17 protein-coding genes are annotated in these 15,067 nt (G+C 35.8%); all 17 read left to right on the forward strand.

The annotated features are described in order from the left end of the window. Nucleotides 1-131: 131 nt before the first annotated feature. Nucleotides 132-725, forward strand: a complete 594-nt coding sequence (lhaT, locus tag DLJ74_RS09490; protein ID WP_425454575.1) for a lipoprotein heptaprenylglyceryl N-acetyltransferase LhaT — start codon at nucleotides 132-134, stop codon at nucleotides 723-725. A gap of 88 nt (nucleotides 726-813) precedes the next feature. Beyond that, nucleotides 814-1,533 carry a sporulation protein YpjB gene (locus DLJ74_RS09495; RefSeq protein ID WP_054859371.1) on the forward strand — a complete coding sequence of 240 codons (720 nt, stop codon included), beginning with the start codon at nucleotides 814-816 and terminating at the stop codon, nucleotides 1,531-1,533. A gap of 125 nt (nucleotides 1,534-1,658) precedes the next feature. Beyond that, nucleotides 1,659-2,330 (forward strand): zinc metallopeptidase, encoded by a 672-nt coding sequence (locus DLJ74_RS09500; protein ID WP_109984269.1) that lies wholly within the window; start codon nucleotides 1,659-1,661, stop codon nucleotides 2,328-2,330. A 138-nt stretch (nucleotides 2,331-2,468) separates the two neighbouring features. Continuing rightward, on the forward strand, nucleotides 2,469-2,807 hold the full coding sequence (locus tag DLJ74_RS09505; protein ID WP_109984270.1) for a nucleotide pyrophosphohydrolase: 339 nt from the start codon (nucleotides 2,469-2,471) through the stop codon (nucleotides 2,805-2,807). 3 nt (nucleotides 2,808-2,810) lie between these two features. Next, nucleotides 2,811-3,611, forward strand: a complete 801-nt coding sequence (gene dapB, locus DLJ74_RS09510) for a 4-hydroxy-tetrahydrodipicolinate reductase (RefSeq protein ID WP_054787982.1) — start codon at nucleotides 2,811-2,813, stop codon at nucleotides 3,609-3,611. A 9-nt stretch (nucleotides 3,612-3,620) separates the two neighbouring features. After that, a complete protein-coding gene (mgsA, locus tag DLJ74_RS09515) occupies nucleotides 3,621-4,013 on the forward strand; it encodes a methylglyoxal synthase (RefSeq protein WP_109984271.1) in 393 nt (130 codons plus the stop codon). 30 nt (nucleotides 4,014-4,043) lie between these two features. Then, the gene (gene bshA, locus DLJ74_RS09520; protein WP_109984272.1) at nucleotides 4,044-5,174 is read left to right on the forward strand and encodes an N-acetyl-alpha-D-glucosaminyl L-malate synthase BshA; all 1,131 of its coding nucleotides are present in this window, start codon (nucleotides 4,044-4,046) and stop codon (nucleotides 5,172-5,174) included. Beyond that, nucleotides 5,167-6,357: a CCA tRNA nucleotidyltransferase gene (locus DLJ74_RS09525; RefSeq protein WP_109984273.1), complete on the forward strand. Its 1,191-nt coding sequence runs from the start codon at nucleotides 5,167-5,169 to the stop codon at nucleotides 6,355-6,357. Before bshA ends, DLJ74_RS09525 begins: the two co-directional genes overlap by 8 nt. Next, the gene (locus tag DLJ74_RS09530) at nucleotides 6,344-7,321 is read left to right on the forward strand and encodes a biotin--[acetyl-CoA-carboxylase] ligase (protein WP_109984274.1); all 978 of its coding nucleotides are present in this window, start codon (nucleotides 6,344-6,346) and stop codon (nucleotides 7,319-7,321) included. The genes DLJ74_RS09525 and DLJ74_RS09530 overlap by 14 nt, the downstream gene beginning before the upstream one ends. A 14-nt stretch (nucleotides 7,322-7,335) precedes the next feature. After that, a complete protein-coding gene (gene panB, locus DLJ74_RS09535; RefSeq protein ID WP_109984275.1) occupies nucleotides 7,336-8,172 on the forward strand; it encodes a 3-methyl-2-oxobutanoate hydroxymethyltransferase in 837 nt (278 codons plus the stop codon). 2 nt (nucleotides 8,173-8,174) lie between these two features. After that, entirely contained in the window at nucleotides 8,175-9,026 is an 852-nt protein-coding gene (gene panC / locus DLJ74_RS09540; protein WP_109984276.1) for a pantoate--beta-alanine ligase, read from the forward strand. 27 nt (nucleotides 9,027-9,053) lie between these two features. Next, nucleotides 9,054-9,437, forward strand: coding sequence for an aspartate 1-decarboxylase (gene panD, locus DLJ74_RS09545; RefSeq protein ID WP_054787983.1), 384 nt, complete (start codon nucleotides 9,054-9,056; stop codon nucleotides 9,435-9,437). A 75-nt stretch (nucleotides 9,438-9,512) separates the two neighbouring features. Next, nucleotides 9,513-12,194 carry an ATP-dependent DNA helicase DinG gene (dinG, locus tag DLJ74_RS09550; RefSeq protein WP_109984277.1) on the forward strand — a complete coding sequence of 894 codons (2,682 nt, stop codon included), beginning with the start codon at nucleotides 9,513-9,515 and terminating at the stop codon, nucleotides 12,192-12,194. Between the two features lie 66 nt (nucleotides 12,195-12,260). After that, the gene (locus DLJ74_RS09555) at nucleotides 12,261-13,049 is read left to right on the forward strand and encodes a ComEC/Rec2 family competence protein (RefSeq protein ID WP_109984278.1); all 789 of its coding nucleotides are present in this window, start codon (nucleotides 12,261-12,263) and stop codon (nucleotides 13,047-13,049) included. Nucleotides 13,050-13,176: 127 nt separating this feature from the next. After that, nucleotides 13,177-13,350, forward strand: coding sequence for a YpmA family protein (locus DLJ74_RS09560; protein ID WP_109984279.1), 174 nt, complete (start codon nucleotides 13,177-13,179; stop codon nucleotides 13,348-13,350). Further along, the gene (locus tag DLJ74_RS09565; RefSeq protein ID WP_109984280.1) at nucleotides 13,316-13,843 is read left to right on the forward strand and encodes a hypothetical protein; all 528 of its coding nucleotides are present in this window, start codon (nucleotides 13,316-13,318) and stop codon (nucleotides 13,841-13,843) included. Before DLJ74_RS09560 ends, DLJ74_RS09565 begins: the two co-directional genes overlap by 35 nt. Before the next feature lie 21 nt (nucleotides 13,844-13,864). Next, nucleotides 13,865-15,046, forward strand: a complete 1,182-nt coding sequence (locus DLJ74_RS09570; protein WP_109984281.1) for a pyridoxal phosphate-dependent aminotransferase — start codon at nucleotides 13,865-13,867, stop codon at nucleotides 15,044-15,046. The last annotated feature ends 21 nt before the right edge of the window (nucleotides 15,047-15,067 follow it).

Here is a 15,067-nt window from a genome sequence, read left to right on the forward strand (position 1 = left end):
CCTTTCTGTTATTGAAGTGATTAAAATTTTGTGAATAGAGATTGGAATCACAGACTGGAATTCTCACCATAGCTATCACATATATCTATGCGTAACAAATCTAATTATTTGTTTTATGAGGGGGTATCCTTTTGTTAAAATACTTATTTTTTAATCGCTATTCTCTAATAGCCTTGTTCACCATCAATTTACTCGGAACTATTTATGGGTACTACTGGTATAAATCCCAAATTGCTGAAACTCCTGCCATCTTTATCCCGTTTGTTCCAGATAGTCCTACTGCCAGTTTATTTTTCACCTTATTTTTATTGTTTTATCTTAATGGGAAAACTGTACGAACGATTGAGGCCTTAGCCTTTGTGTCACTTTTAAAATATGGGATATGGGCGGTAGTAATGAATCTGTTTACCTTAGTGGTGGATGGGCAATTACCGTGGACTGGATATATGTTGATGGTCTCACATGGAGCTATGGCTTTACAAGCTTATATTTACTCTCCATTATATACTTTTTCATTACGTCACTTAACGATAGCGTCCATTTTTTTGTTACATAATGAGATCATTGATTACGTTTATGGAATGATGCCTACATATGGAAGCTTGTCTGAATACGCTGATCATATAGGTTATTTTACTTTCTGGTTAAGTATCGCTTGTATCCTATTCGCCTATTTTAAGACGATTTATTCGAAAGAGAAAAAAGTTCATTCTAAATCCCTTTAATTATTCCAAACAGTATAGAGTAACTGACATATCTAACTTGGACACTTCATACATTAAGTATAAGGAATGTATGGAAGAAGGGGTTTGAGTGGACAGAAAATATTTATTTTGCGTATTTATTCTTATCTTTATTACTGCTACTTTTATAACATCACTTGTGAATGCACAACCTGAAAAACAACAATTAGTCCATTTTGAAAGACTGGTACAAGAAAAACGTTATGATTTAGCATGGAAAAAGCTTGAACAACAAAAGTTAGACTTAATGAATAAAGTACAGGAGAATGCTCCATCTTTCCGTCAAAGCTTTGAAAATATGGTGGAATTAAATATGCAAAACCTTCCGAATAGCTCTGTGTCCGATTATGAAAAAATGAAACAAGCTCAGACATTAGTCGTTGTATATGACGCGATCGTGAATAAAAAAGCACCTCTTTGGCACAAATGGAAGGAAGAATTAGAAATCTCCATCCAAGAAATACTTCATTCTAATGAGGTAACAGAGAGCCAAGTGAAGGCGGTTATGTATCAATGGGAGGTAATCTCACCAGTACTTAAGATGTATCTTCCGGAAGGGGAATACAAGGAGCTAGAAGCTGATTTTGATGAATTATATCAAAACAGCACTTGGAAGCAAGATTCCACATTAGAATCAGTATTTCAGCAAATGTCGCTAATTGATTTAGAAAGCTTACAAAAACAGCAACAAGAAAATTATCTACTTTGGTTGATGTTAGTAGTAGGTGGATTTATTTTCTTGTCATTATCCTATGTCGGTTGGGTAAGGTATAAAGCAGAAGGAAAATAATTCATAGCTTCACCATGTGAAAGCACCCACATAAAAAACACACTATTTAAAATAAGCGTACAAATTGACAGATGTTCATTTTTTGACTAAAATTGACCTATATAGAATGCTTGGAGGAATGACAAATGGGGTATTTGATTTATCTTGTAATACTCATTGCCGTACCTTTAATTGCCCAATCAAAGGTGAAAAGTACGTATAAGAAATATTCTAAGGTAATGAATTCGAATATGGTAACAGGGGCACAAGTGGCTAGAAAAATACTGGATGATAATGGCCTGTATCACGTTTCAATTGAAGAGACAAGAGGAACACTCTCCGATCATTATGATCCAAGGAAAAAGGTAGTTCGCTTGTCCAGTGATAACTATCATGGCTATTCTGCAGCAGCTGCAGCTATTGCGGCACATGAGGTAGGACATGCCATTCAAGATGCAGAATCCTATGCATTTTTACGTTTCCGTCACAGTCTTGTTCCAATTGCGGGCTTTGGAGATAAAATGTCGTTTATCTTTATCATAGCAGGTTTCCTTCTTGGGCAAATGAACTTAGTCTTAATTGGAGTTATTTTTATGGCGTTTGCTGTATTATTCCAATTAGTAACATTGCCTGTGGAATTTGATGCATCGAACCGTGCAATGGCACAATTAGTTTCATCAGGTATCATTCGCAACAATGAAGAGAGACAAACAAAAAAGGTACTAAACGCCGCAGCATTAACCTATGTCGCTGCAGCATTAGTTGCAGTAGCAGAGCTCATCCGCTTTGCATCCATATTCCTATTAAGTGAAGAATAGTATTTCCTAAGGCAGATGTATATAGCATCTGCTTTTTTGATATGGAGAAAAAGTATTTCCGTTCGTAATAAATCAAGCTGTCGATAAATCTTCATTGATTAGGAAGGAATGTTATACTTTATTTAAGGAGGTATTAGAATGTATAATAAAGATAGTGTCCAGGATATGCAGAAACGAGTCGATGCTTTTATCTCTCAATTTGAAGAAGGTTATTTCTCACCAATGAGTATGTTAGCAAGATTCACTGAAGAGATCGGTGAACTTGCGCGAGAGGTTAACCATGTATATGGAGAAAAGCCAAAAAAATCTACAGAAGAAGAAAATACGATCGAAGCAGAGCTCGGTGATCTTTTTTTCGTCATGATAAGCTTCGCTAATTCACAAAATATAAATCTTGGCACAGCTTTTGATCAAGCCATGACAAAAATAGAAACAAGAGACAAGAATCGATGGACCAAGAAAGAACTGGAGGAATAAACATTGGATAAAATTAAAGTTATTGTGGCAGGACCTAGAGGAAAAATGGGTGCAGAAGCACTTCGTATGATCGAAAAACAATCAGATTTAGAACTAGTTGCTTGCCTTGACCATAAGTATGAAGGAAAAAACATACAAGAATTTGAAGAACTGCCAAACTTAGATGCTGTTATCTATACGAATATAGAAGAATGCTTATCAACCGTTCAAGCAGATGTATTGGTAGACCTAACAACTCCTGAATTTGGTTACATACATACGAAGACAGCTATTTTAAACGGAGTTCGGCCAGTGGTCGGAACAACAGGCTTTACAGAGGAAGAATTGAAGGAATTAACAGACTTAGCAGAGGAAAAAGAAATTGGTGTCATCATTGCACCGAATTTTGCACTTGGCGCAGTATTAATGATGCAATTTTCTAAATGGGCAGCAAAATACTTTCCAGATGTAGAAATCATTGAAAAGCATCATGATCGTAAATTAGACGCACCATCTGGTACAGCTGTTAAAACGGCTGCTTTAATTAAAGAAGTAAGAGAATCCAAACAGCAAGGACATCCAGATGAAAAAGAAACGATTGCAGGGGCACGTGGAGCCGATGTAGATGGTATGAGAATTCACAGCATGAGGCTGCCAGGACTTGTCGCACATCAAGAAGTGGTTTTTGGTTCAAAAGGGGAAAATTTAACGATTAAGCATGACTCGTTTCATCGAGAATCCTTTATGACAGGAGTTAAACTTGCTATTGATCAAGTAATAAAGCTAGATCTACTCGTTTATGGGTTAGAAAATATATTAGAATAGGTGATGAGGATGAACATAGCATTAATAGCTCACGATAAGAAGAAAGAGGATATGGTAACCTTTGCCATTGCCTATACGAGCATTTTAGAAAAACATACCTTATTTGCAACAGGGACGACGGGAAAAAAAATTAATGAAGCGACAGGGTTAACGATTCATCGATTCCAATCAGGGCCACTTGGTGGGGATCAACAAATCGGTGCCAAAATCGCAAACAATGAAATGGATTTAGTGATATTCTTTCGAGACCCTTTAACAGCACAACCCCATGAACCAGATATTACTGCACTAATAAGGTTGTGTGATGTTTACCAAATCCCTCTAGTTACGAATTTGGGTGGTGCAGAGGTGTTAATTCGCGCGCTCGACGCTGGATTCTTCAATTGGAGAAATTTAAAATAACCACAATTGGAAGATAGGTAGGTTTTGTATATGAAAATAGGAATTACATGTTATCCTTCTGTAGGCGGTTCTGGTATTATCGCAACAGAACTTGGGAAAATGCTTGCTGAAAAAGGGCATGAAATTCATTTTATCACCTCTAGTGTACCCTTTAGACTAGATTCATTTTATCCTAATATCTATTTTCATGAGGTTGAAATGAGTCATTATCCAGTATTTCAGTATCCGCCGTATGATTTAGCACTTGCAACCAAAATAGCAGAGGTTATCGATAATGAGAAGCTGGATATTATTCATGCACATTATGCAATGCCCCATGCTATTTGTGCTATTTTGGCAAAGCAAATGGCGAAACACCCAACAAAAATTGTCACAACATTACATGGTACAGATATTACAGTTTTAGGAATTGATTTAAGCTTAAAGAAAATCATTAAATTCGGAATGGAACAATCTGATGCGGTTACAGCGGTTTCTCAGAGCCTGGTACAGCAAACCAAAGACATGCTAGAAACAAATAAAGAGATCGAGGTCATATATAACTTTGTTAATGAGAAAGAATATTATAAGCTTCAAAACACCAATCTGAAGGAAAAATACGGAATTCAAGATTCGGAAAAGGTACTTATTCATATTTCTAATTTTCGTAAAGTGAAGCGAGTAGAAGACGTTGTTCGAACTTTTGCGAAAGTAAATGAACAGATTCCTGCCCGGCTTCTCCTGATTGGAGATGGCCCAGAATACTGCCAAATTGTTGAATTAGTAAAAACGCTAGGGCTTAGTGAGTCTGTTCATTTCCTTGGAAAGCAAAAAAACATTCCAGAATTATTGTCTATTTCTGATATCAATCTATTATTATCAGAAAAAGAAAGCTTTGGTTTAGTATTATTAGAAGCAATGGCTTGTGGTGTTCCATGTATTGGAACAAATATAGGTGGAATTCCAGAAGTGATCCAACATAAAGAAAATGGTTATATCGAAGAGCTAGGAGATGTGCAAGCGTTCGCTGATCGAATCCTTACTTTATTAGAAGATAAAGAGAAGTATCTACAATTTTCTAGAAATGCAATTAATCATGTGAAAACTAACTTTTCTTCAGACCAAATTAGAAACCAATATGAAAGACTTTATCAAAAAGTTTTAGGAGTCGGACATGAGTAAATGGTTATTTTCCCATGCTTTTAAAATCATTGAACAGATAGAATCTAATCGATTTCAAGCATTTATAGTAGGTGGTGCTGTACGCGATTATCTGCTTAACCGTCCTATATCAGATATCGATATTGCGACAGATGCTTTGCCTGCAGATATAATGAAAATATTTGATAAAGTAATTCCTACAGGCATTAAACATGGGACTGTGCTCGTTCGGTCCCAGCAGTTATCTTTTGAGATCACAACCTTTCGAAAAGAAAGTGGTTATCAAGACCACAGACATCCAGATAGTGTGACTTTTGTCTCGGATATAGAAGAAGATCTGTCAAGAAGAGATTTTACGATGAACGCATTAGCAATGGCTCGCAATTTCAAGGTCATTGATCCATTCGGAGGAGAAAGTGATATTAAGGCTCAAATCATTCGAATGGTAGGTAATCCTAATCATCGATTACAAGAGGATCCGTTAAGGATGATGCGAGCTGTCCGATTTAGTAGCCAGCTTGGTTTTGCTGTCGACCCGATAACCTTAAAAGCTATTCAAAAAAATGCACTATTATTAGAACATATCGCAGTAGAAAGAATAGCAGTAGAATGGGAGAAGCTTCTTACAGGCTCTTATATGAGAAAAGGCCTGCAGCTATTATTGGAAACTGGCATTCATTCACATTTACCTCTTTTATCAGAACACGTAGAGGTTCAAAATCAGTTAAAGAAATTAAAAGTGCCTTTCCCTAGTATGACCGCATTTATCGCATGGGCACATTTACTAAAACGAAATACCCCCATTTCAGCATGGTCACGCAAGTGGAAACTATCTAATCAACAAAAGAAGGATGCTAATCTACTCGTAAAAGTTTTTGATATTTTATATGACGAAAATCAATGGAAATGGGCTGTGTATCTTTTACCGGAACGTCTTATCTCTTCCTTTGTAGCCGTTTATACAAGCTTTACAAAACAACCGATTACTATGGAAAAAATAATTGATATAAAGAGGAACCTACCTATAAACTCTCGTGCTCAGCTTGATATTAATGGGAAAGATGTGATGAAATGTTTTCCTGAAAGATCGAAAGGTCCCTGGATACAAAAAAATCTAGAACGTGTGGAACAAGCAGTAGTCAACGGGGAAATTGAAAATGATTCAAAAAAAATAAGTGAGTGGATATTAAATGAAAGATTCTAAACGCAATCAATTGATACAGCTATTAGCGAAGCATGAAGAAGACTATATTTCTGGCCAAACATTGTCAGACAAATTAGGTATATCAAGAACAGCTGTCTGGAAGCATATTAATGAATTAAAAAAAGATGGGTATCAGTTCGAATCTGCCCCCCGAAAAGGTTATAAGTTAATTCATCGTTCTTCTGATCTCAGCGAAAGCTCGATTAAATGGGATTTACAAACAAACTGGGTAGGACAAAAAGTTTATTTTCAAGAAGAAATGGATTCTACACAGGATTACGCTCATCGGCTGGCGAGAAAAAATGCGGAACATGGCACAGTTGTCATCACTAATAAACAAAAAAAGGGTAGGGGAAGGATGAACAGAAGCTGGGAATCTAACCACCCAGAGGGTATCTGGATAAGCATCCTCTTACGACCTGACACCCCTCCACATCATGCTTCCCAGATGACGTTATTTACAGCAGTAAGTATTGTGGAATCATTAAGACTTATAACGAATGCAGATATCCAGATTAAATGGCCAAATGACCTCTACTTAAACGGAAAAAAAATATGCGGCATTTTAACAGAAATGCAGGCAGAGCTTGATCAAATAGACTACTTAATTATTGGTTTTGGGATTAATGTCAATCAAACATTGGCTACTTTTCCAGAGGACTTAAAGAATAAATCGACTTCCCTTTCGATTGAAACAGGAAAGGAATGGAATCGCAAGGAGTTAATCCAAATTATCCTAGAGAATTTTGAAGATCATTATCATCACTATCTTGAAAATGGATTCCATCATACAAAACAAAAATGGATGAACTATGCATATAAATTAAATGAAAAAGTGGAAGTTAAAACTCCAAAGTCGCATTATTCCGCTACCATTCAAGGTATTAATGATGAAGGTGCTTTAATTGTCAAAAAGGAAAATCAACAACTAGAAACGATCTATAGTGCAGAAATTCATTGGTAAGAGGGGAATTTTTTATGAAATCAACCATTCAATTAAAAGAAATGAAAAAAAATAATGAAAAAATAACGATGGTAACAGCATATGATTTTCCATCAGCTAAAATAGTAGAAGAAGCTGAAATGGATATGATTTTAGTAGGAGATTCGTTAGGAATGGTAGTTTTAGGATATTCATCCACCGTGGAAGTAACAATGGAAGACATGATTCATCATGCAAAAGCTGTAACACGAGGTGCACCAAATACATTTGTCGTAGTGGATATGCCCTTCATGTCCTACCACATTTCAATGGAACAGGCTATGGTAAATGCACAGAGATTAATGCAAAAAACTAATGCTCAAGCATTGAAGCTCGAGGGTGCATCCCCAGATGTTTTACAATTGGTTAAAAAGCTTACGGATGCAGGGGTACCTGTCATTGGACATTTAGGTTTAACACCTCAATCAGTTCATGTCTTAGGAGGCTATCGGGTGCAAGGTAAGGATAAGGCAACTGCCCTAAAATTAATCGATGATGCTAAAAAGTTAGAACAAAATGGTGCGATTAGTATTGTTCTCGAGTGTGTACCGGATCGATTAGCAAAACATATTACAAAATCACTTTCTATCCCGACGATCGGAATTGGTGCTGGAAAGGATTGCGACGGTCAGGTTCTTGTATTTCATGACCTATTACAATATGGTGTTTCGTATACACCCTCTTTTGTAGAAAAATATGCACAAACTGGCGATCTTATAAAAGAGGCGTTAAAGACATATAACAATGAAGTTAGAACGCAACAATTTCCAACTGAATCTCATACATTCTTAATGGAAGAATCACTTGCTAAGGAATTACAATTGGAGGAGTAACCATGAAGATTATCAGAAAAGTAAACGACATGATTACCCTTTCACACGAACTCAAAAATGCTCATCTACAGATTGGTTTTGTACCGACAATGGGTTATTTACATGAAGGGCATACCACTTTAATGGAAACGTCTATCCGAGAGAACGAAGTCACGATTGTCAGTATTTTTATAAATCCACTTCAATTTGGACCAAATGAGGATTTTGATCAATACCCGCGTGACGAAAAACGTGATATAGATATATTAAAAAAACATCAAGTTGATTATTTGTTTCTTCCAGATGTGCAGGAAATCTACCCAAGTGAACCGACCGTTTCCATGACAGTCCAAAACAGAACGAATGTTTTATGTGGTAAACGACGACCTGGCCATTTTGATGGAGTGGTGACCGTTCTATCGAAATTGTTTCATATCACTAAAGCAGATTTTGCTTATTTCGGGATGAAGGATGCCCAGCAGGTAGCGGTGATTCAAGGACTTGTTGAAGATTTAAATTTTCCTATTCAAATACGACCAGTACCAACCGTTAGAGAAAATGATGGACTTGCTAGAAGTAGTCGTAATATATACTTATCTAATCAAGAACGTAAGCAAGCTCCACATCTGTATAGAAGTTTAAAATTAGCAGAGCAATTAATCATTGACGGAGAAATTAATCCTGTTATCATAATAGAGGAAGTAAAAAAATATTTAAGTTTACATACGGATGGAAAGCTGGATTATGTGGAACTATTATCCTATCCAGAATTGAAGCCTATCCAAACGATTGGTGGACAAATTATTATTGCTTTAGCTGTTTTTTTTGGAAAAGCAAGGTTAATTGATAATATAGTTATACAAGTAGAGAGTTAATGAACCGTATGTTTAGGGGGAAAACATATGCTACGTACGATGATGAAAGCCAAAATTCATCGGGCTAGAGTAACTGAAGCAAACTTAAATTATGTAGGAAGTATTACGATTGATGAAAATATTATGGATGAAGTTGGTATTTTACCACATGAGAAAGTCCAAATCGTTAATAATAATAACGGCGCACGATTAGAAACATATGTTATTCCCGGAGAACGAGGGAGTAGAACGATTTGTTTAAATGGTGCTGCAGCAAGACTTGTTCAACCTGATGATATCATTATAATTGTTTCCTACGCTCTCGTAACAGAAGAGGAGCTGAAGGATTTTCAACCAAAAGTAGCGATTATGGATAATCGCAATAATATTCTAGAAATCATACATCAAGAACCACCACTAACTAGTGGTTAATGAGGAATGTTAAAACTCTTATCATCTCACTTGATAAGAGTTTTTCTATCATGGAAGAAAAGAAGGCGTGATCCAATGAAAAAATTTGTCGTGATTGATGTGGAAACAACTGGGCATTCACCAGCAAAAGGTGATAAGATCATCGAAATTGGTATTGTCGTGATCGAAAATGACCAAATCGTGAAGCAATACAATCAGTTAATTAATCCAAAAAGCGGAATTCCCCCATTTATTACACAATTAACCTCTATATCAGAGGAGCAAATACGTGATAAACCTAGTTTTTCTGAGGTAGCCGATGATCTCATCCCTCTATTAGCCGATGCTATTATGGTTGCACACAATATTAACTTCGACCTCAGCTTCCTGAATGACGAGTTGACGCAAGCAGGGTTGGCGACATTGCAGCCTCCAATTATTGATACGGTGGAATTATCACGAATTTTCTTTCCAAGAGCACCAGGCTATAAATTAGGTGAATTAGCTCAACATCTCCACCTGACACACGATCAGCCCCACCGTGCTATTTCTGATGCCTTGGTAACAGCTGATTTATTACTCTTATTAATGAATAAAATAAATTCATTACCTATACAAGTTATCAATCAGTTATTAGATATTTCGGTGAAGCTTAAATCAGACTTAGCTATCTTGTTACCAGATGAAAAAGAGGCAGCAATTCGTCACGATTTATGTAACTACAACGGCTTAGCCATCAAGAACTGGCAAGAATATCAAAAGCCCGAAGCAGAGAAATATGCATTATCATTTCAAGATTGTTTAGACAGATTCTATGGAGAAAATGGCTATTTGCAAAAAAAGTTTCAAGAATATGAAAGAAGAAAAGATCAACAATGGATCAGTGAAACCATCTATGATCAATTTCAGAGGAATAGACATGCAATGATCGAAGCAGAAACAGGAATAGGTAAATCTATTGCCTATTTACTACCAGCCGTTTACCAATCGATACACAGTAAAGAACCCGTAGTGATTAGTACATCTAATACGAATCTTCAAGCAAAGCTAAAAGACGAGGATATGCATAAAGTATTCTCTTTCTTTTCACAAGAATTACAAGTGACATTAGTGAAAGGGAAGCAAAATTATTTAAGCATCGAGAAATTTTTTCAATTTTATCAAGATAGGTCGCAAAATAGTTACCATCATCTTCTAATTAAGGCTATGATTCTAGTATGGTTAACCGAAACAACTACTGGGGATTTAGATGAAATTCAATTACCAAAGAAGGATCAACAAATGAAGCAACAATTGGTGGTAGATAAGCAAGACTCCTCATCACCATGGTCTTCTGCTTGTTTTTATCAGAGAATGAAAAGAAAGGCAAAACATTCTCATATTATCATTACCAACCATGCTTTGTTGTCTCTTGATATTGTTTCAACAGATAAGCTATTACCTAACTATGCTTATCTTATTTTAGATGAAGCACATCGCTTAGACACAGTTGCTTCACGTTATCTTGGTAATTCGTTAAACTATTTTGAACTCAGTGCATTCTTTCAACGATTAGAAAAATCGCTAGGAGAAATAGATCCGCTTATCAAGATATTAAAGGATACACATTATGAAATTGACAGCCTATTTCGATTACTGTTTTTGTTCGTGAAAGATAATAATAACAAAAATAAAACCTATAATGATCGCGGTAGACTTCAAAGCTTATGGGATTTAGAGTCATTCGACAGGGATAAAACAGTGATTCGAGACGGTGTGTATAGATCTATTGAGCTTTTAAACTTGCTATCCCAACAATTGTTGGAGGCAGAAGCTAACCTAATTGATCGTGAGACATATCTTTTGGAGTTAAGGGAATTTTCAGATAAATTGAAGTGCTTATTACTTTTGAGCGAAGAGTCTGAGGTGACTTGGTTGGAGATTGATCAAAATGGAGCAGAGAACGCAGTCTATATTTACCGTGAACTGTTCTCAGCAACGGAACAATTGACCAACCATCTATTCACACAAAAAAAAGGAATTATCATGATTAGTGGCACCTTGACGATCCAACAATCCTTTGCATATATGCGAAAAAGCTTTGGATTAAAGGAAAAAGAAGTTGATTGCTATCAATTAAAAGCAAATTTTCCATATGATCAAAACGTACAGTTAATGATTCCCAGCGATTTCCCTGAAATTCGTTATCCTCAACATGATGAGTTTGTTTTTGCAACAAGTGAAGCTATTCTCTCTTTAGCAAAATTAATCAAAGGTAAAATGCTCGTTCTCTTTACCTCTTATGATATGTTAAAGCAAACGTATTATCTTTTGAAAGAGACGGAAGACTTAGAGGACTACATGATCATCGGACAAGGCTTATCAACCGGTAGTCGAAATCGATTGATTAAGCATTTTCGCTCTTTTGAGCAGTCTATACTGTTGGGTACGAATGCTTTTTGGGAAGGGATTGACATTCCAGGGGAGGGTCTGTCGTGTTTAGTCATTGTAAAATTACCCTTTCAATCACCAAGTGATCCAGTATATACAAAAAAAGCCGAATACTATAAGAAATTAAATCGAAATCCTTTTATGGAATTATCTCTACCTAAAGCCGTCTTTCAGTTTAAACAAGGCTTTGGGAGATTAGTTCGCAAGCAAACAGATCGTGGTGTCATTTTCGTGTTCGATGATCGTATAATGAAAAAAAGATATGGCAAATATTTTTTAGAATCCATTCCTGATGTCCCTTTATCGTATGAGCCATTACATCAATTGTTAAAAAAAGTAAATGTTTGACTCTGATAAATATCGAACAATTGAGCAATCCTATTTGTAAATATGGATTAAAAGGTAGGATGGATTATGCTAAAAAGTGGATGGGCACATTTATTTCTTCTTTTTATTTTCAGTCTGTTCTCGATTATCGAAACAGCTTGGCAAGATGAGAACGGAATGGAAAATGGGGAAATAGATATGGTATTCTTTAATCTGCCACACGGGGAAGCAACATTAATTACTAATTATTATGGTGACAATATTCTCATCAATACAGGCTCTGAAAAAAGTGAAAAAAGCCTGAATGAGCAGCTTAAGCAAATGGGGATTACAGAAATAGATCAAGTTATTATTTCAAATGAAGAAGAAGCATATAGTGGGAATCTCCAAAATGTTATTACAAAATACCATGTGAATAAAGCGATTTTGCCAGAATCATTTGAAATGGAACAAAATCAATCAGTCAAAATTGAAAAATGGCAATCCGACAAGGTTTATACGTTGTTTGATCATTTAATGGTACAAAATATTGATATTAGTAAGGACGATGAAATCAGTTTTATGCTCCATTATGGAGAAGAATCCGTGTTATTTTTAAATGATGGAAATATTTCGATTGAGCCAAAGCTAATCGATCAGCATAGGCAAGTAGATATTTTGAAAATTGCCGAGTTTGGAAGTGGGGAATCTCCTTCACAAAGACTGTTAAAACAAATAAACCCTATCATCAGTATTATATTCCATAGTAATAAGCATGAAATCAATGAGGATCTAATCGAAAGGCTTAACGCCTCGTGGATCGATATTTATTTTCTAAAACAGTCAGGAACGGTATATGTGAGAATGTCCCAATCAGACTATGAACTGTTGTCCTAACTATTTCCTAAAGGTTTGCTCATGTTATGCTTGTACAAAAAGCAGTTTTTGAAAGGTTTTTAGTTGAAAAAAATGAAGAACTACCGCAAAATAGAGTATATGAAAGTCGGCTTATGGGGGTATAATAATGAGTCAGTCAAAAATTGTTACCTTATCCACGGTGAAGGTAGATTTTCATGATGATTTATATAAAATAGTGGATGGTTTAAATCGAACATTAAAGGGCGACAATTTAATGTTCGGTTTAACATTAAGTGAGGATAATGATGAGAAAGCAATATTTACTATCTATCGAACTTAAAAAGTCATTTTGGATATCTGTTGTTGTCGTCATCTTATTAGGAGCATTTCTTTACTTTTGTGTACATACTTATCAAGGGATTATGAAGACCAAGACAGCGAATTTTTCAGATGTAGAGAACTTTTTGCTCGAGAGTGATTTAAAGATTGACGATATACACAGTATCGAACGGTTTCATGGTAATCAGTTATATTATGTCGTAGAAGCCGAAAACATCAATGAGGAAGCTCTACTTATTTATGTGTATAAGGATGAAGAGGTATTCCAATATAGAGATTACGCGATGGAATCCTTTTACACACAAGATGAAATACTAGAAGATTGGAAGCAACGATGTACATCTTGTCATTTATTAGGATCAAATTTCGGTTTATTGAATGAAAATCCAAGCTTAGAAATTAAATATTTGGATGATCAAGAGCGACTTGTTTATGAGCATGTTTTGTTAAATGATTTGTCTGAATACCGTTTAACATTAAATCCAGCATATTAAAAAAGAAGGGTGAACATAATCATGGAATTAGCCAATCGAGTACAAACATTAACGCCATCATCTACATTAGCTATTACTGCAAAGGCAAAAGAATTAAAGCAAGCAGGGCATGATGTAATTGGTTTAGGTGCAGGCGAACCAGACTTTAATACACCGGAATATATATTAGAGGCTGCCTCCAAAGCGATGTATGATGGCTTTACGAAATACACTCCAGCAGGTGGAACACCTGGCTTAAAGCAATCGATCGCAAATAAAATGGAAAAGGATCATGAACTGCGCTATGATCTAGATCAAATAATTGTCACAACTGGTGCAAAACACGCATTATATACATTATTTCAAGTATTATTAAACAAGGACGATGAAGTCATTATTCCTGCACCATACTGGGTTAGTTATCCAGAGCAGGTTAAACTTGCAGAGGGGAAACCAGTTTTCGTCAATGCTAAGGAAGAGAACGAATTTAAAATAACTCCAGAGCAATTAGAAAATGCGATAACAGATAAGACGAAAGCAGTAATTCTTAATTCACCTAGTAATCCAACTGGGGTTATGTATGAAAAGGAAGAATTAGAAGCCTTAGGTAAGATATGTTTAAAGCATCATATTTTTATCGTTTCTGATGAAATTTATGAAAAGCTCATTTACACAGGTACGGAGCATTTTTCCATTGCCCAATTATCAGAAGAATTAAAAGAGCAAACAATTATCATAAATGGTGTATCCAAATCCCATTCCATGACGGGCTGGAGAATCGGTTATGCAGTAGGTAATAAACAAATTATTAAAGCAATGACAAATTTAGCTTCTCACTCAACTTCTAATCCGACATCTATTTCTCAAATTGCTGCAGAAGCAGCATATAATGGTGGAAATTCCGAGATAGAAGCTATGAGAAAAGCATTTAGTGAGAGGCTAGAAAAGCTCTATCAATGGTTAACGGAGATACCAGGAATTAAATGTGTGAAGCCAAAAGGTGCCTTTTATCTGTTTCCAAATGTAAAAGAAGCAGTCCAAAAAAATGGCTTTGATTCTGTTGATGATTGGGTAACAGCACTACTGGAAGAGGAAAAAGTAGCGCTTGTCCCTGGTTCAGGCTTTGGAGCATCTGATAATGTACGTTTATCCTATGCTATTTCCTTAGACCAATTAGAAGAGGCCTCCGTTCGCATCAAGCGATTTGTAGAAAATCATCAATAAAAACACGAAAACATTTAAAAA

Origin of the sequence: Gracilibacillus dipsosauri (genome assembly GCF_003176895.1) — a bacterium.
In the GTDB taxonomy this organism is placed as follows: domain Bacteria; phylum Bacillota; class Bacilli; order Bacillales; family Amphibacillaceae; genus Gracilibacillus; species Gracilibacillus dipsosauri.